Source organism: Flavobacterium faecale, from assembly GCF_003076455.1.
Classification (GTDB): domain Bacteria; phylum Bacteroidota; class Bacteroidia; order Flavobacteriales; family Flavobacteriaceae; genus Flavobacterium; species Flavobacterium faecale.
The window spans coordinates 730,929-756,625 of the sequence record NZ_CP020918.1 but is presented as its reverse complement, the minus strand read 5'-3'; the positions used below and the strand labels follow the sequence as shown (position 1 = coordinate 756,625).

General features: G+C 39.6%; 9 protein-coding genes and 1 tRNA gene. 1 reads left to right on the top strand and 9 read right to left on the bottom strand.

Features of this window, described 5'->3' with window-relative positions:
- Positions 1 to 6: 6 nt before the first annotated feature.
- From FFWV33_RS03320 to FFWV33_RS03295, 6 genes are all read right to left on the bottom strand, one after another.
- Positions 7 to 16,353, bottom strand: coding sequence for a T9SS type B sorting domain-containing protein (locus FFWV33_RS03320; protein WP_159085967.1), 16,347 nt, complete (start codon positions 16,351 to 16,353; stop codon positions 7 to 9).
- Positions 16,354 to 16,732: 379 nt separating this feature from the next.
- On the bottom strand, positions 16,733 to 18,010 hold the full coding sequence (bioA, locus tag FFWV33_RS03315) for an adenosylmethionine--8-amino-7-oxononanoate transaminase (RefSeq protein WP_108739592.1): 1,278 nt from the start codon (positions 18,008 to 18,010) through the stop codon (positions 16,733 to 16,735).
- Between the two features lie 422 nt (positions 18,011 to 18,432).
- A complete protein-coding gene (gene bioD / locus FFWV33_RS03310; RefSeq protein ID WP_108739591.1) occupies positions 18,433 to 19,050 on the bottom strand; it encodes a dethiobiotin synthase in 618 nt (205 codons plus the stop codon).
- Positions 19,051 to 19,222: 172 nt separating this feature from the next.
- Positions 19,223 to 20,368 (bottom strand): aminotransferase class I/II-fold pyridoxal phosphate-dependent enzyme, encoded by a 1,146-nt coding sequence (locus FFWV33_RS03305; RefSeq protein WP_108739590.1) that lies wholly within the window; start codon positions 20,366 to 20,368, stop codon positions 19,223 to 19,225.
- 66 nt (positions 20,369 to 20,434) lie between these two features.
- A complete protein-coding gene (locus FFWV33_RS03300; protein WP_108739589.1) occupies positions 20,435 to 21,049 on the bottom strand; it encodes a 50S ribosomal protein L25/general stress protein Ctc in 615 nt (204 codons plus the stop codon).
- 129 nt (positions 21,050 to 21,178) lie between these two features.
- Positions 21,179 to 22,120: a ribose-phosphate pyrophosphokinase gene (locus tag FFWV33_RS03295; RefSeq protein WP_108739588.1), complete on the bottom strand. Its 942-nt coding sequence runs from the start codon at positions 22,118 to 22,120 to the stop codon at positions 21,179 to 21,181.
- A gap of 276 nt (positions 22,121 to 22,396) precedes the next feature.
- Between FFWV33_RS03295 and FFWV33_RS03290 the strand changes: the two genes are divergently transcribed.
- A tRNA-Leu gene (locus FFWV33_RS03290) sits at positions 22,397 to 22,476 on the top strand.
- Positions 22,477 to 22,807: 331 nt separating this feature from the next.
- Here the strand turns inward: FFWV33_RS03290 and FFWV33_RS03285 are convergent.
- The 3 genes from FFWV33_RS03285 to FFWV33_RS03275 all read right to left on the bottom strand — a co-directional run bounded on the left by FFWV33_RS03285 (position 22,808) and on the right by FFWV33_RS03275 (position 25,459).
- Entirely contained in the window at positions 22,808 to 23,155 is a 348-nt protein-coding gene (locus tag FFWV33_RS03285; protein ID WP_108739587.1) for a substrate-binding domain-containing protein, read from the bottom strand.
- A gap of 69 nt (positions 23,156 to 23,224) precedes the next feature.
- The gene (locus FFWV33_RS03280; RefSeq protein WP_108739586.1) at positions 23,225 to 24,136 is read right to left on the bottom strand and encodes an Abi family protein; all 912 of its coding nucleotides are present in this window, start codon (positions 24,134 to 24,136) and stop codon (positions 23,225 to 23,227) included.
- A gap of 300 nt (positions 24,137 to 24,436) precedes the next feature.
- Positions 24,437 to 25,459 (bottom strand): LacI family DNA-binding transcriptional regulator, encoded by a 1,023-nt coding sequence (locus FFWV33_RS03275; protein ID WP_108739585.1) that lies wholly within the window; start codon positions 25,457 to 25,459, stop codon positions 24,437 to 24,439.
- Positions 25,460 to 25,697: the final 238 nt, after the last annotated feature.

The window sequence follows — 25,697 nt, the reverse complement described above, 5'->3', positions numbered from 1 at the left end:
TGGGTATTATCTGTTAAGGTATAGGTAACCTGCTTTTTGTTGCAGTACAGAGTCGGTGTCTTTATAATTTACAATATAGTAATAAGTTCCGGTTGGTAGCTCAGTTGCTTGACTAATTGTTACTCTTCCTTCAGAAATTCCTTTAAATGCTCTGTCGGCGTTGTTATAATTATTTCTCTCAAAAACTAATACTCCCCATCTGTTATAGATCTCAACTGTATTGTCCGGGTAACATTCGATACCTCTAACATAGAACACATCGTTGTCTCCATCATTATTAGGTGAAACGGCTTTCAACGGTTCAACTACACACCCAACAACTCCCAATACGGTAGGCTCTTCTTTTACATCAGATGATGCTGTTGATACAGCGGTAATATCTTGTCCAAATCTAGTTTTACCTATTACGGTAGCTTGGTTAGATACAGTTCCTAATGTAATGTCAGCTTGTGTCAAAGGATAAGTCGCTGTGTAAGCTACTGAATTCATTTCACCAATTGCCAATACCGGAATCGGACTACCAGATAAATTCAATCCTGGCAATAAGTCGGTAAGAGTTACATTAAACAAAGTTATGTTTCCTGTGTTCTTAATTGCAAAGTTATATCTGATTATTTCTCCAGCTTGTGCAAATCCATCATTATTATCATCCATGAATACAGCTGTTTTTACTACAGATAATGATCCTGTTTGAGCTAATGGCGTTTCCGTTTTAGTATCGTTTTCAACTGCAGTTCCAGAAATATCTTGAACATTGTTTCCTTTAGGATCTTGACCCTTAGCCAACGCTGTATTGATTACTTTTCCTGTGTCTATGTCAGCTTGCGTTAGAACGTATGTTCCTTTTAATGCTGTAAACGTTGCGCCTGGTGCCAATGTTGCAATTGGTCCACCTGTAATAGTTGGGATTAATGGGTCAGTAACAACAATGTTAGTTACAGTTACACTTCCCGTGTTTGTCACAACGAAAGAGTATTCAATTGTCTCTCCAACTTGTGCAAATCCGTCTTTATTGGTGTCAACAAAAGTTCCAGTTTTTACCAAGGCAAGCGCGCCTCTTGATGGTAATGCAGTTTCTGTCTTAGTATCATTGGTAACTGTTGTTCCAGAAATATCTTGAACATTGTTTCCTTTAGGATCTTGACCTTTTGCCAATGCAGTATTGAATACTTTTCCAGCATCGATATCAGCTTGAGTTAAGGTGTAAGTACCTTTGATAGTTGCAACTGTTGCACCTGGAGCCAAAGTGGTAACCGGGTTTCCAGTAATTGTCGCTATCATTGGATCTGTTACAATGATGTTTGTAATAGTTACATTTCCAGTATTAGTTACTGTAAAGGTGTAATCTATTTTTTCACCCACTTGAGCATATCCGTCTTTATTTGTGTCATTGAATAAACCAGTTTTCACTAATGATATACTAGGATTTTGTGGTACTTCAGTAATTGTACAAGTAGGACAAGTAGGGTCAGGCGTACAAGTCGTACATGGTGTAGGATCAGTAGATGTTGCCGTTACAGGCTTGTCTTTAGGATCTTTTCCAGTTGCTGTCGCTAAGTTATAAACGATACCTGCATTAATATCGGCTTGAGTTAAGATGTGCGTTGCAGTAAATGTAGTGCTATCAGTAGTATTTACATCTAATATTGCAATTGGTCCACCTGTCACTGTTGCGTTGTCATCTGTTACAGTTACGTTAGTCAATGTTACGTTTCCAGTATTTGTTACTACGAAAGTATAAGTCACTGTATCACCAACATTTGATTTACCATCCTTGTTTACATCCACATAAGTTCCATCTTTAGTAATTGATATACTAGGATTTTGTGGTACTTCAGTGATTGTACAAGTAGGACAAGTAGGGTCAGGCGTACAAGTCGTACATGGAGTAGGATCAGTAGATGTTGCCGTTACAGGCTTGTCTTTAGGATCTTTTCCAGTTGCTGTCGCTAAGTTAAAAACGATACCTGCATTAATATCGGCTTGAGTTAAGATGTGCGTTGCAGTAAATGTAGTGCTATCAGTAGCATTTACATCTAATATTGCAATTGGTCCACCTGTTACCGTTGCGTTGTCATCTGTTACAGTTACGTTAGTCAATGTTACGTTTCCAGTGTTTTTCAATACGAAAGTATAAGTTACTGTATCACCAACATTTGATTTACCGTCCTTGTTTACATCAACATAAGTTCCATCTTTAGTAATTGATATACTAGGATTTTGTGGTACTTCAGAGATTGTACAAGTAGGACAAGTAGGGTCAGGCGTACAAGTCGTACATGGAGTAGGATCAGTAGTTGTTGCCGTTACAGGCTTGTCTTTAGGATCTTTTCCAGTTGCTGTCGCTAAGTTATAAACGATACCTGCATTGATATCTGCTTGAGTTAAGATGTGCGTTGCAGTAAATGTAGTGCTATCAGTAGCGTTTACATCTAATATTGCAATTGGTCCACCTGTTACCGTTGCGTTGTCATCTGTTACAGTTACGTTAGTCAATGTTACATTTCCAGTGTTTTTCAATACGAAAGTATAAGTTACTGTATCACCAACATTTGATTTACCATCCTTGTTTACATCAACATAAGTTCCATCTTTAGTAATTGATATACTAGGATTTTGTGGTACTTCAGAGATTGTACAAGTAGGACAAGTAGGGTCAGGCGTACAAGTCGTACATGGAGTAGGATCAGTAGATGTTGCCGTTACAGGCTTGTCTTTAGGATCTTTTCCAGTTGCTGTCGCTAAGTTATAAACGATACCTGCATTGATATCGGCTTGAGTTAAGATGTGCGTTGCAGTAAATGTAGTGCTATCAGTAGCGTTTACATCTAATATTGCAATTGGTCCACCTGTTACCGTTGCGTTGTCATCTGTTACAGTTACGTTAGTCAATGTTACATTTCCAGTGTTTTTCAATACGAAAGTATAAGTTACTGTATCACCAACATTTGATTTACCATCCTTGTTTACATCAACATAAGTTCCATCTTTAGTAATTGATATACTAGGATTTTGTGGTACTTCAGAGATTGTACAAGTAGGACAAGTAGGGTCAGGCGTACAAGTCGTACATGGAGTAGGATCAGTAGATGTTGCCGTTACAGGCTTGTCTTTAGGATCTTTTCCAGTTGCTGTCGCTAAGTTATAAACGATACCTGCATTGATATCTGCTTGAGTTAAGATGTGCGTTGCAGTAAATGTAGTGCTATCAGTAGCATTTACATCTAATATTGCAATTGGTCCACCTGTTACTGTTGCGTTGTTATCTGTAACAGTTACGTTAGTCAATGGTACGTTTCCAGTATTTGTTACTACGAAAGTGTAAGTCACTGTATCACCAACATTTGATTTACCATCCTTATTTACATCAACATAAGTTCCATCTTTAGTAATTGAGATACTAGGATTTTGTGGTACTTCAGAGATTGTACAAGTAGGACAAGTAGGGTCAGGCGTACAAGTCGTACATGGTGTAGGATCAGTAGATGTAGCCGTTACAGGCTCACCAACTGGAGGAGTACCTGTAGCTGTAGCTAGATTATATACAATACCTGCATTGATATCTTCTTGAGTAATTATGTGGATTCCACTAAAAGTAGAAGAGTCACTTTCGTTTATATCTAGTATTGCAATTGGCCCACCGCTTACGGTAGCATTATTATCAGTTATAGTAACATTTGTTAATGGAGCAGAACCATTATTTTTAACTACAAATGTATATCTGATTTCATCACCAACATTTGTTTTACCATTAGAATTAGAATCAACGAAGGTTCCATCTTTTGTTACAGAAATTGAAGGAGTATAAACCGGAATAGTTACCGTTGCATCAGAACAATTATCAGGATTTAATATTTCACAAATCTTATAATCGATAGTATATGATCCAGCAGGAGTACCTGCAGGAATAGTAACGATACCAGTTGCAGGGTCAACAGTAGGAACTGGAGCACCATCCACTTTAGGAGTTGCAGCAGCAGTTACCGTGATTTCCACATTTGAAACAGTAGCTTGTGCACCGTTCAAAGTATCAGGAGATATTGGGTTGTTCGTTAAAACATTTCCAGCATTTGTGTTTCCAACCAATCCGTTAGTTGTTGGGATAGCATCATCTACAGCAAGAATAGTTGCAGCAGACACCGGAATAGTTACCGTTGCATCAGAACAATTATCAGGATTTAATATTTCACAAATCTTATAATCGATAGTATATGATCCAGCAGGAGTACCTGCAGGAATAGTAACGATACCAGTTGCAGGGTCAACAGTAGGAACTGGAGCACCATCCACTTTAGGAGTCGCTTCTTTAATTACCGTGATTTCCACATTTGAAACAGTAGCTTGTGCACCGTTCAAAGTATCAGGAGATGTTGGGTTGTTCGTTAAAACATTTCCAGCATTCGTATTTCCAACCAATCCGTTAGTTGTTGGGATAGCATCATCTACAGCAAGAATAGTTGCAGCAGACACCGGAATAGTTACCGTTGCATCAGAACAATTATCAGGATTTAATATTTCGCAAATCTTATAATCGATAGTGTATGATCCAGCAGGAGTACCTGCAGGAATAGTAACGATACCAGTTGCAGGATCAACAGTAGGAACTGGAGCACCATTCACTTTAGGAGTTGCAGCAGCAGTTACCGTGATTTCCACATTCGAAACAGTAGCTTGTGCACCGTTCAAAGTATCAGGAGAAGTTGGATTGTTTGTTAAAACATTTCCAGCATTCGTGTTTCCAGCCAATCCATTTGTTGTTGAGATAGCATCATTCACTGCAACGATAGACGCAGCAGAAACTGGTACTGTCACAATCGCATCCGAACAGTTAGTAGGATTTAGAATCTCACAGATTTGGTATTTGATTGTGTACGATCCAGCAGGTGTTCCAGCAGGAATCGAAACTACACCAGTTGTAGGATCAACAGATGGTACCGGCGCACCAGTTGTTTTTGGTGTTGCAGGTGTAACCACTGTAATTTTTACATTCGAAACAGTAGTTTGTGCACCGTTCAAAGTATCAGGAGTATTTGCAGAAGAAGGGTTGCTGTTTAAGACATTCCCAGCATTTGTATTTCCAGCTAAACCATTAGTAGAAGCAAAAATATCGTCTACCGCATCGATAGGAGCCGCAGTAACCGGAACAGTCACCGTAGCTTCGTCACAGTTAGCACTATTTAGAATTTCACAGATTTTGTATTTGATCGTGTATGAGCCAGCAGGCGTTCCAGCAGGAATCGAAACGATACCAGTTGCAGGATCAATAGCAGGTACTTTAGCACCAGTCGTCAAAGGAGCCGCAGGTGTAGTCACCGTAATTTTCACATTCGAAACAGACGCTTGTGCACCGTTCAAAGTATCAGGAGTATTTGCAGAAGAAGGGTTGCTGTTTAAGACATTCCCAGCATTTGTATTTCCAGCTAAACCATTAGTAGAAGCAAAAGTATCGTCTACCGCATCGATAGGAGCCGCAGTAACTGGAACAGTCACCGTAGCTTCGTCACAGTTAGCACTGTTTAGAATTTCACAGATTTGGTATTTGATCGTGTATGAGCCAGCAGGCGTTCCAGCAGGAATCGAAACGATACCTGTTGCAGGATCAATAGCAGGTACTTTAGCACCAGTCGTCAAAGGAGTCGCAGGTGTAGTCACCGTAATTTTCACATTCGAAACAGACGCTTGTGCACCGTTCAAAGTATCAGGAGTATTTGCAGAAGAAGGGTTGCTGTTTAAGACATTCCCAGCATTCGTGTTTCCAGCCAATCCATTAGTAGAAGCAAAAGTATCGTCTACCGCATCGATAGGAGCCGCAGTAACTGGAACAGTCACCGTAGCTTCGTCACAGTTAGCACTATTTAGAATTTCACAGATTTTGTATTTGATAGTGTATGAGCCAGCAGGCGTTCCAGCAGGAATCGAAACGATACCAGTTGCAGGATCAATAGCAGGTACTTTAGCACCAGGCGTCAAAGGAGTCGCAGGTGTAGTCACCGTAATTTTCACATTCGAAACAGACGCTTGTGCACCGTTCAAAGTATCAGGAGTATTTGCAGAAGAAGGGTTGCTGTTTAAGACATTCCCTGCATTTGTATTTCCAGCTAAACCATTAGTAGAAGCAAAAGTATCGTCTACCGCATCGATAGGAGCCGCAGTAACTGGAACAGTCACCGTAGCTTCGTCACAGTTAGCACTGTTTAGAATTTCACAGATTTTGTATTTGATAGTATAAGTTCCAGCAGGTGTTCCAGCAGGAATCGAAACGATACCAGTTGCAGGATCAATAGCAGGTACTTTAGCACCAGTCGTCAAAGGAGTCGCAGGTGTAGTCACCGTAATTTTCACATTCGAAACAGACGCTTGTGCACCGTTCAAAGTATCAGGAGTATTTGCAGAAGAAGGGTTGCTGTTTAAGACATTCCCAGCATTTGTATTTCCAGCTAAACCATTAGTAGAAGCAAAAATATCGTCTACCGCATCGATAGGAGCCGCAGTAACCGGAACAGTCACCGTAGCTTCGTCACAGTTAGCACTATTTAGAATTTCACAGATTTTGTATTTGATCGTGTATGAGCCAGCAGGCGTTCCAGCAGGAATCGAAACGATACCAGTTGCAGGATCAATAGCAGGTACTTTAGCACCAGTCGTCAAAGGAGCCGCAGGTGTAGTCACCGTAATTTTCACATTCGAAACAGACGCTTGTGCACCGTTCAAAGTATCAGGAGTATTTGCAGAAGAAGGGTTGCTGTTTAAGACATTCCCAGCATTTGTATTTCCAGCTAAACCATTAGTAGAAGCAAAAGTATCGTCTACCGCATCGATAGGAGCCGCAGTAACTGGAACAGTCACCGTAGCTTCGTCACAGTTAGCACTGTTTAGAATTTCACAGATTTGGTATTTGATCGTGTATGAGCCAGCAGGCGTTCCAGCAGGAATCGAAACGATACCTGTTGCAGGATCAATAGCAGGTACTTTAGCACCAGTCGTCAAAGGAGTCGCAGGTGTAGTCACCGTAATTTTCACATTCGAAACAGACGCTTGTGCACCGTTCAAAGTATCAGGAGTATTTGCAGAAGAAGGGTTGCTGTTTAAGACATTCCCTGCATTTGTATTTCCAGCTAAACCATTAGTAGAAGCAAAAGTATCGTCTACCGCATCGATAGGAGCCGCAGTAACTGGAACAGTCACCGTAGCTTCGTCACAGTTAGCACTGTTTAGAATTTCACAGATTTTGTATTTGATAGTATAAGTTCCAGCAGGTGTTCCAGCAGGAATCGAAACGATACCAGTTGCAGGATCAATAGCAGGTACTTTAGCACCAGGCGTCAAAGGAGTCGCAGGTGTAGTCACCGTAATTTTCACATTCGAAACAGACGCTTGTGCACCGTTCAAAGTATCAGGAGTATTTGCAGAAGAAGGGTTGCTGTTTAAGACATTCCCAGCATTTGTATTTCCAGCTAAACCATTAGTAGAAGCAAAAGTATCGTCTACCGCATCGATAGGAGCCGCAGTAACTGGAACAGTCACCGTAGCTTCGTCACAGTTAGCACTGTTTAGAATTTCACAGATTTTGTATTTGATAGTGTATGAGCCAGCAGGCGTTCCAGCAGGAATCGAAACGATACCAGTTGCAGGATCAATAGCAGGTACTTTAGCACCAGTCGTCAAAGGAGTCGCAGGTGTAACCACTGTGATTTTCACATTAGAAACAGACGCTTGTGCACCGTTCAAAGTATCAGGAGTATTTGCAGAAGAAGGGTTGCTGTTTAAGACATTCCCAGCATTTGTATTTCCAGCTAAACCATTAGTAGAAGCAAAAATATCGTCTACCGCATCGATAGGAGCCGCAGTAACCGGAACAGTCACCGTAGCTTCGTCACAGTTAGCACTATTTAGAATTTCACAGATTTTGTATTTGATCGTGTATGAGCCAGCAGGCGTTCCAGCAGGAATCGAAACGATACCTGTTGCAGGATCAACAGCAGGTACTTTAGCACCAGTCGTCAAAGGAGCCGCAGGTGTAGTCACCGTAATTTTCACATTCGAAACAGTAGCTTGTGCACCGTTCAAAGTATCAGGAGTATTTGCAGAAGAAGGGTTGCTGTTTAAGACATTCCCAGCATTTGTATTTCCAGCTAAACCATTAGTAGAAGCAAAAGTATCGTCTACCGCATCGATAGGAGCCGCAGTAACTGGAACAGTCACCGTAGCTTCGTCACAGTTAGCACTGTTTAGAATTTCACAGATTTTGTATTTGATAGTATAAGTTCCAGCAGGTGTTCCAGCAGGAATCGAAACGATACCAGTTGCAGGATCAATAGCAGGTACTTTAGCACCAGGCGTCAAAGGAGTCGCAGGTGTAGTCACCGTAATTTTCACATTCGAAACAGTAGCTTGTGCACCGTTCAAAGTATCAGGAGTATTTGCAGAAGAAGGGTTGCTGTTTAAGACATTCCCAGCATTTGTATTTCCAGCTAAACCATTAGTAGAAGCAAAAGTATCGTCTACCGCATCGATAGGAGCCGCAGTAACTGGAACAGTCACCGTAGCTTCGTCACAGTTAGCACTGTTTAGAATTTCACAGATTTTGTATTTGATAGTGTATGAGCCAGCAGGCGTTCCAGCAGGAATCGAAACGATACCAGTTGCAGGATCAATAGCAGGTACTTTAGCACCAGTCGTCAAAGGAGTCGCAGGTGTAACCACTGTGATTTTCACATTAGAAACAGACGCTTGTGCACCGTTCAAAGTATCAGGAGTATTTGCAGAAGAAGGGTTGCTGTTTAAGACATTCCCAGCATTTGTATTTCCAGCTAAACCATTAGTAGAAGCAAAAGTATCGTCTACCGCATCGATAGGAGCCGCAGTAACTGGAACAGTCACCGTAGCTTCGTCACAGTTAGCACTGTTTAGAATTTCACAGATTTTGTATTTGATAGTATAAGTTCCAGCAGGTGTTCCAGCAGGAATCGAAACGATACCAGTTGCAGGATCAATAGCAGGTACTTTAGCACCAGGCGTCAAAGGAGTCGCAGGTGTAGTCACCGTAATTTTCACATTCGAAACAGTAGCTTGTGCACCGTTCAAAGTATCAGGAGTATTTGCAGAAGAAGGGTTGCTGTTTAAGACATTCCCAGCATTTGTATTTCCAGCTAAACCATTAGTAGAAGCAAAAGTATCGTCTACCGCATCGATAGGAGCCGCAGTAACTGGAACAGTCACCGTAGCTTCGTCACAGTTAGCACTGTTTAGAATTTCACAGATTTTGTATTTGATAGTATAAGTTCCAGCAGGCGTTCCAGCAGGAATCGAAACGATACCAGTTGCAGGATCAATAGCAGGTACTTTAGCACCAGGCGTCAAAGGAGTCGCAGGTGTAGTCACCGTAATTTTCACATTCGAAACAGTAGCTTGTGCACCGTTCAAAGTATCAGGAGAAGTTGGATTGTTGGTTAAAACATTTCCAGCATTTGTGTTTCCAGCCAGTCCGTTTGTAGACGGAATTACATCATCTATTGCATCGATAGCTGCAGCAGAAACAGGAACACTAATGGTAGCTTCATCACAATTAGTAGGATTTAGAATTTCACAGATTTTGTATTTGATAGTATAAGTTCCAGCAGGTGTTCCAGCAGGAATCGAAACGATACCTGTTGCAGGATCAATAGCAGGTACTTTAGCACCAGGCGTCAAAGGAGTCGCAGGTGTAACCACTGTGATTTTCACATTCGAAACAGTAGCTTGTGCACCGTTCAAAGTATCAGGAGTATTTGCAGAAGAAGCGTTGCTGTTTAAGACATTTCCAGCATTTGTATTTCCAGCCAAACCATTAGTAGAAGCAAAAGTATCGTCTACCGCATCGATAGGAGCCGCAGTAACTGGAACAGTCACCGTAGCTTCGTCACAGTTAGCACTGTTTAGAATTTCACAGATTTGGTATTTGATCGTGTATGAGCCAGCAGGCGTTCCAGCAGGAATCGAAACGATACCTGTTGCAGGATCAATAGCAGGTACTTTAGCACCAGTCGTCAAAGGAGTCGCAGGTGTAGTCACCGTAATTTTCACATTCGAAACAGACGCTTGTGCACCGTTCAAAGTATCAGGAGTATTTGCAGAAGAAGGGTTGCTGTTTAAGACATTCCCAGCATTCGTGTTTCCAGCCAATCCATTAGTAGAAGCAAAAATATCGTCTACCGCATCGATAGGAGCCGCAGTAACTGGAACAGTCACCGTAGCTTCGTCACAGTTAGCACTGTTTAGAATTTCACAGATTTTGTATTTGATAGTATAAGTTCCAGCAGGCGTTCCAGCAGGAATCGAAACGATACCAGTTGCAGGATCAATAGCAGGTACTTTAGCACCAGGCGTCAAAGGAGTCGCAGGTGTAGTCACCGTAATTTTCACATTCGAAACAGTAGCTTGTGCACCGTTCAAAGTATCAGGAGAAGTTGGATTGTTGGTTAAAACATTTCCAGCATTTGTGTTTCCAGCCAGTCCGTTTGTAGACGGAATTACATCATCTATTGCATCGATAGCTGCAGCAGAAACAGGAACACTAATGGTAGCTTCATCACAATTAGTAGGATTTAGAATTTCACAGATTTTGTATTTGATAGTATAAGTTCCAGCAGGTGTTCCAGCAGGAATCGAAACGATACCAGTTGCAGGATCAATAGTAGGTACTTTAGCACCAGGCGTCAAAGGAGTCGCAGGTGTAGTCACCGTAATTTTCACATTCGAAACAGACGCTTGTGCACCGTTCAAAGTATCAGGAGAAGTTGGATTGTTGGTTAAAACATTTCCAGCATTTGTGTTTCCAGCCAGTCCGTTTGTAGACGGAATTACATCATCTATTGCATCGATAGCTGCAGCAGAAACAGGAACACTAATGGTAGCTTCATCACAATTAGTAGGATTTAGAATCTCACAGATTTTGTATTTGATAGTGTAAGTTCCAGCAGGTGTTCCAGCAGGAATCGAAACGATACCAGTTGCAGGATCAATAGCAGGTACTTTAGCACCAGGCGTCAAAGGAGTCGCAGGTGTAACCACTGTGATTTTCACATTCGAAACAGTAGCTTGTGCACCGTTCAAAGTATCAGGAGTATTTGCAGAAGAAGCGTTGCTGTTTAAGACATTTCCAGCATTTGTATTTCCAGCCAAACCATTAGTAGAAGCAAAAGTATCGTCTACCGCATCGATAGGAGCCGCAGTAACTGGAACAGTCACCGTAGCTTCGTCACAGTTAGCACTGTTTAGAATTTCACAGATTTTGTATTTGATAGTATAAGTTCCAGCAGGTGTTCCAGCAGGAATCGAAACGATACCAGTTGCAGGATCAATAGCAGGTACTTTAGCACCAGGCGTCAAAGGAGTCGCAGGTGTAACCACTGTGATTTTCACATTCGAAACAGAAGCTTGTGCACCGTTCAAAGTATCAGGAGTATTTGCAGAAGAAGGGTTGCTGTTTAAGACATTCCCAGCATTCGTGTTTCCAGCTAAACCATTAGTAGAAGCAAAAGTATCGTCTACCGCATCGATAGGAGCCGCAGTAACTGGAACAGTCACCGTAGCTGTTGAGCATGCGCAAGTTGCAGAAATACCGCATATTTGGTATGTTAATGTATACGATCCACTAGGGGTTCCTGCAGCAACAACTACATTTGTTCCGGATAGACTAACTCCAGTGTTTGTAGAAGACACTAATGTTAATTTAACTTGTGAAGTTGTAGCTGTTTGACCTTCAAATTTGTCGTTAGACAAAACGTTTGTGTAAGAAGTGCCGCCAACAAATCCGTTTACAGGATTCCCAGCATCATTTGTTGCTAATACTACTGCTGATTTCACGTTTATCGTTTGTGAAGCCGTAGATGTGTTTAAACAAACGTCTTTAGCGGTCCATGTTCTGGTAGTAGAATATGATCCGTTACAGTCTGGCGTAGTTGCTTCGTCTTTAAATGTTAAAGTTACAGCACTACAGTTGTCTGTTGCAACCGCTTGTTGAAATGTTGGTGTCGAATTATATGAAATAGTAGTTGTAGCAGGTAAATTTTCGAAAACTGGCGCTTTTGTATCTTGAACCGTTATTACTTGAGTTTTAGAAGAAGCATTTCCGCATGCATCCGTTGCTGTCCAGGTTCTTGTAAGTGTATACGCATTCGCGCAAGCGCCATCGTTTTTTACTTCTTTGTATGTTACAACTGGTGAAGCGTCGCAATTATCAGTAGCTGTTAAAGTAGCAGCCGTTGGAATAGCAGAACATTCTACCGTAACCGCAGTAGGAGCAGTGCTCAATACTGGAGCCGTTTTGTCTTGAACTGTTATTACTTGAGTTTTAGAAGAAGCATTTCCGCATGCATCCGTTGCTGTCCAGGTTCTTGTAAGTGTATACGCATTCGCGCAAGCGCCATCGGTTTTTACTTCTTTGTATGTTACAACTGGCGAAGTGTCACAATTATCAGTAGCTGTTAAAGTAGCAGCCGTTGGAATAGCAGAACATTCTACCGTAACCGCAGTAGGAGCAGTGCTCAATACTGGAGCCGTTTTGTCTTGAACTGTTATTACTTGAGTTTTAGAAGAAGCATTTCCGCATGCATCCGTTGCTGTCCAGGTTCTTGTAAGTGTATACGCATTCGGGCAAGCGCCATTAGTTTTTACTTCTTTGTATGTTACAACTGGCGAAGCGTCGCAATTATCAGTAGCAGTCAAAGTAGCAGCCGTTGGAATAGCAGAACATTCTACCGTAACCGCAGTAGGAGCAGTGCTCAATACTGGAGCCGTTTTATCTTGAACTGTTATTACTTGAGTTTTAGAAGAAGCATTTCCGCATGCATCCGTTGCTGTCCAGGTTCTTGTAAGTGTATACGCATTCGCGCAAGCGCCATCGGTTTTTACTTCTTTGTATGTTACAACTGGTGAAGCGTCGCAATTATCAGTAGCTGTTAAAGTAGCAGCCGTTGGAATAGCAGAACATTCTACCGTAACCGCAGCAGGAGCAGTGCTCAATACTGGAGCCGTTTTATCTTGAACTGTTATTACTTGAGTTTTAGAAGAAGCATTTCCGCATGCATCCGTTGCCGTCCAAGTTCTTGTAAGTGTATACGCATTCGCGCAAGCGCCATTAGTTTTTACTTCTTTGTATGTTACAACTGGCGAAGCGTCACAATTATCAGTAGCTGTTAAAGTAGCAGCCGTTGGAATAGCAGAACATTCAACAGTTACCGCAGCAGGAGCAGTGCTCAATACTGGAGCCGTTTTATCTTGAACTGTTATTACTTGAGTTTTAGAAGAAGCATTTCCGCATGCATCCGTTGCTGTCCAGGTTCTTGTAAGTGTATACGCATTCGCGCAAGCGCCATCGTTTTTTACTTCTTTGTATGTTACAACTGGTGAAGCGTCGCAATTATCAGTAGCTGTTAAAGTAGCAGCCGTTGGAATAGCAGAACATTCTACCGTAACCGCAGTAGGAGCAGTGCTCAATACTGGAGCCGTTTTGTCTTGAACTGTTATTACTTGAGTTTTAGAAGAAGCATTTCCGCATGCATCCGTTGCTGTCCAGGTTCTTGTAAGTGTATACGCATTCGCGCAAGCGCCATCGGTTTTTACTTCTTTGTATGTTACAACTGGCGAAGTGTCACAATTATCAGTAGCTGTTAAAGTAGCAGCCGTTGGAATAGCAGAACATTCTACCGTAACCGCAGTAGGAGCAGTGCTCAATACTGGAGCCGTTTTGTCTTGAACTGTTATTACTTGAGTTTTAGAAGAAGCATTTCCGCATGCATCCGTTGCTGTCCAGGTTCTTGTAAGTGTATACGCATTCGCGCAAGCGCCATCGGTTTTTACTTCTTTGTATGTTACAACTGGTGAAGCGTCGCAATTATCAGTAGCTGTTAAAGTAGCAGCCGTTGGAATAGCAGAACATTCTACCGTAACCGCAGTAGGAGCAGCGCTTAGTACTGGAGCCGTTTTATCTTGAACCGTTATTATTTGAGATTTAGAAGAAGCATTTCCGCATGCATCCGTTGCTGTCCAGGTTCTTGTAAGTGTATACGCATTTGCGCAAGCGCCATCGGTTTTTACTTCTTTGTATGTTACAACTGGCGAAGTGTCACAATTATCAGTAGCTGTTAAAGTAGCAGCCGTTGGAATAGCAGAACATTCAACAGTTACCGCAGCAGGAGCAGTGCTCAATACTGGAGCCGTTTTATCTTGAACTGTTATTACTTGAGTTTTAGAAGAAGCATTTCCGCATGCATCCGTTGCCGTCCAAGTTCTTGTAAGTGTATACGCATTCGCGCAAGCGCCATTAGTTTTTACTTCTTTGTATGTTACAACTGGCGAAGCGTCACAATTATCAGTAGCTGTTAAAGTAGCAGCCGTTGGAATAGCAGAACATTCAACAGTTACCGCAGCAGGAGCAGTGCTCAATACTGGAGCCGTTTTATCTTGAACTGTTATTACTTGAGTTTTAGAAGAAGCATTTCCGCATGCATCCGTTGCTGTCCAGGTTCTTGTAAGTGTATACGCATTCGCGCAAGCGCCATCGTTTTTTACTTCTTTGTATGTTACAACTGGTGAAGCGTCGCAATTATCAGTAGCTGTTAAAGTAGCAGCCGTTGGAATAGCAGAACATTCTACCGTAACCGCAGTAGGAGCAGTGCTCAATACTGGAGCCGTTTTGTCTTGAACTGTTATTACTTGAGTTTTAGAAGAAGCATTTCCGCATGCATCCGTTGCTGTCCAGGTTCTTGTAAGTGTATACGCATTCGCGCAAGCGCCATCGGTTTTTACTTCTTTGTATGTTACAACTGGCGAAGTGTCACAATTATCAGTAGCTGTTAAAGTAGCAGCCGTTGGAATAGCAGAACATTCTACCGTAACCGCAGTAGGAGCAGTGCTCAATACTGGAGCCGTTTTGTCTTGAACTGTTATTACTTGAGTTTTAGAAGAAGCATTTCCGCATGCATCCGTTGCTGTCCAGGTTCTTGTAAGTGTATACGCATTCGCGCAAGCGCCATCGGTTTTTACTTCTTTGTATGTTACAACTGGCGAAGCGTCGCAATTATCAGTAGCTGTTAAAGTAGCAGCGGTTGGAACAGCAGAACATTCTACCGTAACCGCAGCAGGAGCAGCAGATAATACTGGAGCTTTTGTGTCTTGAACATTGATTGTCAGTATTCGTTTTACAGACTTTCCGCACTCATCCGTTGCCGTCCAAGTTCTTGTAAGAGTATATTTGTTTGCGCAAGAGCCGTCTTTTCTTGTTTCTGTGAAATTTACAGTTGCTTTACCACAATTATCAGTTGCAGTTAAAGTTTCAGGTTCTTTTACCTGATCACATTCAAGCGTGATTTCGTCGATTATAGTAGACGGAACCCCATAATTACTACTTGGTTGACAGTCAAAATCAACACTATGCTGACGTAAATTACCACTTTGAGTGCCATTTCGCGAAATAACACCCACTCTAAAGGACAACATGCTTCTTTGTTCGTATCTAGTAGAAATATTTACTTGTGGATATGCATTTGAGACTCCTGTATACTCGTTTGTGCCTGAGGTTGCAACGATCCAAGGCGATGGATTTGTAATTGTAAGTTCGGTAGGGCTATCAGTAATATAATCTGCTGTTTGTTCGGTCCAATTTTGTTCACCAAAATTCGAATTACCATCAATATCGCTAAAGTTTGCGTAGAATGTCGGCAATATAACTGGTTGATTAGTAGTTGAGTCGTAAAATGCAACGTTGTACTCTACCCAAGCTTGTTCACCTGTAGCACTTAAATTAAATTTAGTTTGAGGCTTAAATCCATCAGTACCTAAGCCGGGCGTATTATCATCTAACAAAGGAATACTAGCATTCAGTAAATCTTTAATAGTAACTAGTGCATAAACGTTAGTTGTGACATTTGGGAATTTAAAAACCTCTCCTTTTAAAAATGTATTTGCATTTCCGTCACCTGAAACTTCTGTAAAGCTTGAGAATTTCAAATTTTGTACACTTCCGCATGTTTGCTGATTTGCCGTTGTGCCATTAGGATAGTTGGTAAAAACAGGGTAAGTATCATCATTAACAGTGAAATTTGCAGTTGTTGTTTTGCTATTCCCGCAATCGTCCTTTGCAGTAAATACGACAGTAGCCTTTCCTGCATTTCCACATGTTTTTACGAAGGAGCTAGAAGAGTAGTTATTTGTCCATTTTATTTGTCCTGTCGTACATGTAGTTATTGCGCTAGAATTTCCATGAGAATTAAGCCAACTGTTTAGAGCAGTTTGATGACCTCCTGAGCTACATTGTACCGAATTGTTTGTTGCAACTGCTGTTATAGTTACAGCAGAACCTATTTGAGATTGCATATCGATTGACATGCAAAAAATAAATAGTAAAATTACAAATCGTAGGAAAATATTCTTTCTTATCAATGTGGTAGTGTTTATATTCATGTGGTATTTCTTAATTATATGTCGATTTCGGGCCGTTATAATGTTAATAACAATGTTAATAATTATGCGAACTTATAACATATTCTTAAAATTATCAAAAAAAAACACGTTCGATGCTGTTTTTTCGACAAAGCACGACTAACTATCGTTAAACGGTTATCGTTTGATTTTGAAAAGTATTAATTGGGCGTAGAACATTGAAATATACGTATTATTTTTGCTCATGGTTTTGATGAATTAATACTTTGCCGCCCAAAAAACTAAATATCCTTAATAAGATACGAAAAAAATGTTAAAATTCCAAATCATAAAGCGCTCGTTCAATCAGTTCGTAGATTTTTGAAAGCTGACTGTCTGAAATAATATAAGGAGGAAGTATGTAAACAATATTTCCAACAGGTCTAAGGATGACTCCGTTTTCAATAAAGAAGTTATAAAGTTTATTTCGAACAGTACCATAGTACGATTCGGCACTGTTGGTCACAATCTCCAATGCAAAAATAACACCCAAAACACGGGTAGTTTTCACTTTAGGATTATTTTTGATTCGTTCCTCAAATTCCAAATGGCGTTCATGTACACGTGCTATATTGGCCTTCATCTCTGTAGACTGCAATAGTTGTAAGCTTGCCAGGGCAGCTGCACATCCTGTAGGGTTGGCTGTAAAGGTGTGACCGTGAAACAACGCTTTGTTGATATCATCATCATAAAACCCATCAAAAAGTTCTTGTGTAAAACTAGTAATTGCCATCGGGATAGCGCCACCTGTTAGTGCTTTAGATATACACATCATATCGGGCATAGCGGTTAGGTAATCGCAGGCAAAGTTCTTTCCTGTTTTTCCAAACCCAGTCATCACCTCGTCAGCAATTGTAAAAACTTGATTCTTTTTACAAATTGATATTAGCTCGTTCAAAATCTCAGGTTGATACATTACCATTCCAGCCGCTCCCAATACAAGCGGTTCAAAAATAAAGGCAGCACATTCTTGAGATGCTGTATGATAATTTAGAGCCTCTAGTGTCGCTTGCTCATTTCCAGGAGTAGGAACAGGAATGCGAACGACCTCGATTAGCGAATCTTTAAAAGCTTCTGTAAAAAAAGAAATTCCACTTGCGGCCATAGCGCCAAAAGTATCACCATGAAAGGCATCTTCAAAAGCTATAATTTTTGTTTTCTTTATACCATTATTAAAAAAATACTGCATCGCCACTTTTATAGCAATCTCCACAGCAGTCGATCCGTTGTCAGAGTAGAAAAGTTTATTTTGGTTAGCAGGCAATACAGCAATCAACTGCTCCGAAAGTTCTACCGCAGGCTCATGCGTAAAACCGCCAAAAAGAACATGCTCCAAAGTGGTTAGCTGTTTGTAGATAGCATTGGCAATAACGGGATTCGAGTGGCCGTATGGATTAACCCACCATGACGCAATCGCATCAATATATTCCTTTCCGTCTTCGTCCCACAACAAGGCACCTTCGCCTTTTACAATCGCAATCGGTCTTTGTGCTGTTTTGTGTTGTGTATAAGGATGCCAATTGTGCTTAAGGTTTCTTTCTGCTAATGTCATGAGTATAATTTGTCGCAAAGATACACAGTCAGAATATAACCGCCGTGATTGGTCGAATGTTTTTTCGATCCCGCTCAGGACTCTCAATTATGTCGAGCTTAAAATAAAAGATGAAAAGAATTATTTGGGCGTGCCACCAGCTAACAATAGGGGCAAACAATCTTTGCGGTCATAAGCCCCTACTGCTAGCTGCTGTCAGGCTTTCGGTACTACTTCGGTAGTTTACCTCAATCCTTCACGCGAGCGCAGTAATCGATTTTGATTCTTTATATAAGGATGTTTTAAAATGGATTTGTTGAAAATCCTGCCTACGAAATGTGTAAAGCCAACGACTCTGTAGTGACGATATCAAAAATCAAAAATAATCTTTGTTGATTTTTTACCTATTCTATGGCTATGAGGTTTAAATCAAAAATCGTTAATCATAATTCTAAAAGCTTCTCTCTAAACAAATCAGCATATTCATTAATTACGTTTTGATCAAAATAAGGCTCTTGTTCAATTCGGCCAATAAATTTCACAGCCGTTTTTTTCAAAATAATCGATTCGGTTGCTTGATTTTCATCTCCGCTAAAAATAATTCCAGCCACAGCGATACCTCTAGTCTTTAACGCTTCAATAGTAAGCAAAGTGTGATTGATGCTTCCTAAGTAATGACGAGAAATTACGATCACCTTATAATCCGGTTTGATCAAATCAATAATAGTATCCTCATCATTTAAAGGAACAAAAATTCCGCCAGCACCTTCAATGACCAAATGATTATCAGTCTCAGGTTCTGTGATTTTCTTGATGTCAATGGTAATTCCGTCTAATGCTGCAGCAAGATGTGGGCTCGCAGGTGTAAGCAAGGCGTAGCTGTTGTCGTGAAATACCGATTTTTCATTCGATACAAATGCCTTCACTTTTATAGTGTCCGAGTTTTCAAGATCGCCAGCTTGAATTGGTTTCCAATAATCGGCTTCCAACGCTTGTGTGATAATGGCCGAGGCTACAGTTTTTCCAACATCTGTGGATATTCCGGTGATGAATAGTTTCATATTTTTATAATTTAATTTCTGTGTCAAAAATCGTAGTATATATATAGGAGTAAATTTCGATCTAAATTTAGGAAGAAATAGTGTTAATGTCCTTTGTGTTGCAATATTTGTAAGGCTGTAAATCATAAACGCACAAAGTGATTTTTAAATTCAAAATCGCCTAATTGCTTTTTTAAAAAACCAGACTGCTTAATGCATGAAGTACCGCTGTGATTTCTTCTTTAGTATTATAACTGTGCAAACAAAAGCGCAAACGTTCTTGTCCTTCGGGAACGGTAGGAGACAGAATAGCTTTTACATCAAATCCTTTTTCTTGTAATTGGCTGGCAATAGTTTTTACTTTTTCGTTTCCCTGAATAATCGCGCATTGAATTGCTGACTTTGACCGAACGAACAACGGTTGCAATCCAGTCATTTTTTTTTCTTGATTAAAAAAGATAATGTTTTCGCGTAGCTGTTCTATATTTTCCGATTGAGATTGTAAATTTCGATAAGCAACACCAATCGTAGCCACCGCATGCGGATTCAATCCTGTGGTGTAAATAAAACTTCGAGCAAAATTAATCAAGTAGGTTTGTAATTCTTTCGATCCTAATATAGCGGCTCCGTGGCAACCAAGTCCTTTTCCAAAAGTCATGATACGTGCAAAGACTGCATCTTCTAGTCCTAAATAATTCACTAGGCCAGCACCATTATTGCCGTACACGCCAAGAGCATGTGCTTCGTCAACTATAAGGTAACAGTCGTGTTTGGTGGAAAGCTGTGCCAGTGCTTCAAGGTTGGGGCTGTCACCATCCATTGAAAAAACACTTTCGGTAACAATAAATATCGAACCGTCTTCTGTCTTAAATTTGTCGATAAGTCGTTCTAGATCTTCAAAATCATTGTGATCAAATTTGTAGGCTTTTGCGTTTGACAACTGAATGCCATCTCTAATGGAGGCATGGCACAATTCGTCATACAAAATATAATGTCCTTTTTGGGGAACTGCACTGAAAAAACCAAGGTTGGCATCGTAACCAGAATTAAAAATAAGTGCTGTCTCAGATTTATGAAAATTGGCTATCTCAGTTTCGACACGATTATAAATCTCGTGATTACCAGATAATAATCTCGAACCCGTTGCTCCATTTTGAGTAATGTTGTGGTCGAGTAGGTAGTGATGTGTTTGGTCGAATATGTTTTTGGATCTTGAAAATCCTATATAATCATTGGAGGAGAAATCAGTTTTATCAGTCTGCACGCCCAGCTGTCGTAGCGCATTAGCTTGAGTGCGTTTGGCTAGTTTGGCAAGTAGTGCTTCTGGCAGTTTTTTCATGCTGCAAAGGTAAAAAAAAAGACTGTCTTTTGGGACAGTCTTTTAATAGTGTATGTTGAAAAAATATTATTTTTTCTTTCCTTTTGCTGGTCCTGCTTTTGCAGCTTTTGCAGCCTCTTGAGCAGCTTTCATAGCAGCACGAGAAATCTTCACTTGACAGATAACAGTGTTGTCTGGGTGCATGATTTTAAAGTTTTCAGCTGGTACTTGTGTAACATATAATTTGTTACCCATGTTAAGTGGAGTAATATCTGCTTCAACAAAATCAGGAAGATTTGCTGGTAAAGCTTTAACTTTCAATTTACGGTTGTTCAAACGTAAATCTCCACCTGCCATAACACCTTTTGATTTTCCGATGATTTTCACAGGAACTTCGATAGAAACTTCTCTATCTTCAAAAAGTTGGAAGAAATCGATATGCAAAACTTTATCACTTACAGGGTGAACCTGAATGTCTTGTAGAATTGCATTGAATGTTTTTCCGTTCTCTAATTCAATCACAACTGTGTGTGCGTTTGGAGTGTAAACCAAAGATTTAAATGCTTTTTCTTCTGCTGAAAAGTGCACTGGTTGATCTCCTCCGTATAAAACGCAAGGAACCGCTCCAGCATTACGTAAGGCTTTAGTAGCTACTTTTCCCACGCTTTCTCTTTCTGATCCTTTAATTGTAATCGACTTCATTGTAATATATATAATTGTTAATAATTCATGTTTGTGGCTATTAGCTGATAGCTACTAGCGTTAAGCATTTAGTCTGAATGTAAATTTAGATTTTGCCAATGGCCAGAAGCCAAGAGCTAAAACCCTTATCTACATTAGGAACTTCCCGCTTATTGAGTTGTTATGTTGTACCATATTCATCACTTCTGCGAACAATGGGGCGCAACTTACAACTTTTATTTTATTTGACTGCTTTTTTAACGGAATAGAATCGGTTACGATTAATTCAAGTAGTTTAGAGTTTTCGATTTTTTCATAAGCATCTCCCGATAAAATCGCGTGCGTACAAATAGCTCTTACACTCAAAGCTCCTTTTTCGATCATTAAATCTGCAGCTTTTGCCAAAGTTCCACCGGTGTCGATCATATCATCAACTAGAACTACATTTTTACCTTTTACCTCACCAATCAATTCCATTGTTGCAATAACGTTGGCTGCTTTTCTCTGTTTGTAGCAAATTACTACTTCAGAGTTTAAGAATTTAGAATAGGCATAAGCTCTTTTTGATCCACCCATATCAGGCGATGCGATCATTAGATTGTCTAATTTTAAACTCTCTATATAAGGTAAGAAAATTGTAGAAGCAAAAAGATGATCTACAGGTTTCTCAAAAAATCCTTGAATTTGATCTGCGTGCAAGTCCATTGTCATGATACGAGTTGCTCCAGCAGTTTCTAGCATTTTTGCAATTAACTTCGCTCCAATTGGAACTCTAGGTTTGTCTTTTCTGTCTTGTCTAGCCCAACCAAAGTAAGGTATAACAGCAGTAATATGTCTTGCTGATGCACGTTTTGCTGCATCAATCATTAATAGAAGTTCCATCAAATTATCTGCCGTTGGAAAAGTTGAGCATACCAAAAATACGCGTATTCCTCTAATCGACTCTTCATAAGAAGGTTGGAATTCTCCGTCACTATAATGTGACATGGTCATTTTACCTAGAGGTATCCCGTAGGCTGCAGAGATTTTTTCTGCTAGATAGACACTTTGTGAACAAGCAAATATTTTAGCTTCTGGTTCTGATTGTGACATTTAGTTTGTTTTTAATTCCGGTGCGATCAATATTCATTTTTCTTGATGATGATCAGGCTAAAATATTGTATTCGCCTCGGATGTAGTTAGTTAGTTGTGCCCTGATTTTACGAGTTGCAAATTTAGGAAAAATAATCAACTGTGAAAGATAATATTTTACTTTTTTTGTTTGGAAGTGTTATTATTTTTTATACATTTGCACCGTGTTAAAGAGATAGGGGTTGCAAGACTTTTATTTTAATGCGTGAGACAAATGTTTTTGTCTCTGTCTGCTAAGCCCGGATGGCGGAATTGGTAGACGCGCTGGTCTCAAACACCTGTGGGAAACCGTGCCGGTTCGACTCCGGCTCCGGGTACTTAAAAGTCTCTTAATCATCTGATTAAGAGGCTTTTTGCTTCTTAGGGGTGGCCAAAAGGGTGGCTGTTATAGGCTTAAATAACATTTATCGACCGTATTATTGTTTTTCTTAAAGGCCGGTTTTGGTTCTAAATTATTTACTTTTTTTTCTTATGCTATTGTTTGTAATATCTCCTTTCTGAGCATTTATAAATTTTGTACTTCTATATTTTTAAGTTTTTTTGTTCCTAAAGTAGGTAATGGTGTGGTACTTCGTTTGTTGCTCTCGTCTGATTTATAGATTAATCTGCTTGTTTTTGCAAGAGTAACGGACGTTTTTTATCATTTATTCACTTTATCCTCCTCGAAGAATCCCTAACAATTAATTCAGGCTCCAAAATCATAGTTTGATTAATTCTTAGATTTGCTTTGGTGTTAATTTGTTCGATTAATAAACTCGCAGCTACTTTTCCCATTTCAAAATCGGGTTGTTTGATGGTCGAAAGTGAAGGTTCAATGACTGCAGAAACAGCTTCGTTGCTAAAACCTACAAATGCAATATCTTGCGGGATTTTGATTCCATTATCTTTTAAGGTTTGGATAGCATTAATAGCAGAAATATCGTTGGACGAAAAAACGCCATCTACAAGTGGGAGGTCAAGAAGTTGTTGCGCCATTTGTATTCCGTCTTCTTTCATTAAAGTGGATTTGAATACAATGATTTCTATACTAAACAGAAGTTATAATGAGTGTTTAGTGATGAAATTTCAACGCCATAAAGGTTCTTCTTGCCAATTTTGCTTCATTCCTAATGCATTAGGATCTACATTAGGATATTTTTGAAATAAACTATCTAATTTATGCGTAAATTCATTTTTTGGTATTATTGTATTTAGCATGTACTTCATAAGACACATATGAATGTATAGTTTGTTGAACTCGTGTTGTTTTGGGATGTTAATAGGATCGTTTATCCATGGGTTAGGAGGTGAGGATAATAGTTTAACGGTTCCCGGTAGATTTCTATTCCATAATCTAGAATGATGTGCGCAAAAATTTCGAATCTGGGCGATTGATTGTAGCCAACTGGGTAAAAACGTGTGATTGACTGCGCCAAAATCTCTTGCTATTAAATCTTTTGATTTTATAGTATTATTCAAATTGCCGTATAGTTTAGATAAAGCTCCAAAACTAGTTTGTTCTAATGTTTTCCAGGAAGGAGGAAACCTTCCATCATCATTGTGCTTTTTTTTATGGTTTTGAATGGATGTATCTTTAGTTATTGAAATTTCCTCTTCTAAATTTGATAGCGTTTTTACGAGTGCTTTGCTATCAATAAATAGCGCGAAATTTTGAAACCACCAGGGATCAATTTCATGCGATAAATAGTAGATCAATTTAGTTCTTAAGCTAATTTCAATTTTTTCTATTACATCAAACAAAAGTAAACGTAATTCGGCATCGAAATTATAAAGCGCAATTACGTCTGTAAAAGTACTATTGGGTTTGAAGATATGGTTTTCTTTATCAGATTGCATTACATACCAATATTCTCCGAGTCTGTAATAGCTTATGTTAATGAGGTATTTTTCCGCAATACGCGGATGCTTAATCTGTAGGCCCCGCGATTGTAATTGAGCGACTTGTTGTTCGAGTGTAAATGCTTTCTTTTCAAACATAGTGAAAAGTTGTTTGGGTTATCTAGAGAGGATATAAAAGCAAAAGACACACCCTGGGACGCTGTTCTAACGGGTAGCGTGGTGTGTACTGTTGGTACAAAAGTAGTATATATTTTTGATATTAACCACGTTAAATATCGTTTTTTTATTGAGTAGCAATGTAAGGGTGTAACTCCAATGTGTTTTTTTGTTGGTAAAGTACAATACTTATGTTATGCTTTGTCGGTATAGGAACAGTATAATTGTTGTAGTTTCTTAATCTTTTCTTGTTGAATTTCTTAATGTGCATAATGTTGATGTTCACTTTTTCCTCCTCGAAGAATCCCTAACAATTAATTCAGGTTCCAAAATCATAGTTTGATTAATTCTTAGATTTGCTTTGGTATTAATTTGTTCGAATAATAAACTAGCGGCTACTTTTCCCATTTCAAAATCGGGTTGTTTGATGGTCGAAAGTGAAGGTTCGATGACTGCCGAAACCGCTTCGTTACTAAAGCCTACAAAAGCAATATCTTGCGGAATTTTGATTCCTTTTTCTTTTAAATACTGCATGGCACTGATAGCAGAAATATCGTTGGACGAAAAAACACCATCTACAATTGGGAGTTCAAGAAGTTGTTGTGCCATTTGTATTCCGTCTTCTTTCATTAAAGTGGATTCAAAAATATAATCTTCTCTAATCGGAATATGGTGCTTTGTTAAGGCTGCCTTATAACCGTTTGTTCTTCTTTTGTACAATTCAGAATTTTGAGGACCTGCAAAATGAACAATATTTTTGCAACCTTGTTCAATTAAGTGTTCGGTAGCTTCAAAGCTAATTTTGAAATCATCAATGATTACGTTTGTACTATTTTCTAAATCGCAAGGACGGTCAAAAAAGAGGATTGGGAAACCTTGTTTTTGATATTCTTTAAAATGATCGTAATGCGTAGTTTTCATGGAAACAGAAATCAAAACACCATCAACTCTATTAGATAGCATCGTGTTCATTAGTTTTTTTTCTCTCTCGTAGTCATCCATGGACTGGCAAATGATCACATCGTAACCGGCATTGAAGGCAGTTTCTTCGACACCCGCAATGACTGATGAAAAAAATTGACGCGCAATACGTGGTACGATGACACCAATGGAATGCGTTTTGTTGGTTCTTAGTTTAGACGCCAAACTATTGCGTTGGTAGCCTAATTCTGCGGCTTTGCTTAGGATTTTATCTTTCGTTTTTTGAGACACACGTGGACTGTCGTTAAGGGCTCGCGAAACGGTTGAACTGTCAATTTCTAAAGCTTTAGAAATATCATGAATGGTTACGTTGTTGTTTTTCATGGCTATAGATTGCGTTCAAAGGTAGGTGTTTTTTAAATCAACAGTTGATTGAATTTTTTGCCGATCATTCAAAAGTTTTTCATTTTTACCAAAAAACGTGTTGCTGTTATGGTATACGTTAAGAGTAGTATAGAAGGTTCGGTGTGAAAATCCTTTTTCTGCCCATAAAAAGAGTACTTCAAATAATAATAATTTTCATCGGAGTTCAGTGAACTTCGTTCGAAACGTTCCGAAAAGT

Bases quoted from the DNA above. Each gene is read 5' to 3' on its own strand.
- FFWV33_RS03320 (WP_159085967.1), bottom strand. From the start codon at position 16,353: ATGCAATCTCAAATAGGTTCTGCTGTAACTATAACAGCAGTTGCAACA.
- bioA (WP_108739592.1), bottom strand. From the start codon at position 18,010: ATGACATTAGCAGAAAGAAACCTTAAGCACAATTGGCATCCTTATACA.
- bioD (WP_108739591.1), bottom strand. From the start codon at position 19,050: ATGAAACTATTCATCACCGGAATATCCACAGATGTTGGAAAAACTGTA.
- FFWV33_RS03305 (WP_108739590.1), bottom strand. From the start codon at position 20,368: ATGAAAAAACTGCCAGAAGCACTACTTGCCAAACTAGCCAAACGCACT.
- FFWV33_RS03300 (WP_108739589.1), bottom strand. From the start codon at position 21,049: ATGAAGTCGATTACAATTAAAGGATCAGAAAGAGAAAGCGTGGGAAAA.
- FFWV33_RS03295 (WP_108739588.1), bottom strand. From the start codon at position 22,120: ATGTCACAATCAGAACCAGAAGCTAAAATATTTGCTTGTTCACAAAGT.
- FFWV33_RS03285 (WP_108739587.1), bottom strand. From the start codon at position 23,155: ATGAAAGAAGACGGAATACAAATGGCGCAACAACTTCTTGACCTCCCA.
- FFWV33_RS03280 (WP_108739586.1), bottom strand. From the start codon at position 24,136: ATGTTTGAAAAGAAAGCATTTACACTCGAACAACAAGTCGCTCAATTA.
- FFWV33_RS03275 (WP_108739585.1), bottom strand. From the start codon at position 25,459: ATGAAAAACAACAACGTAACCATTCATGATATTTCTAAAGCTTTAGAA.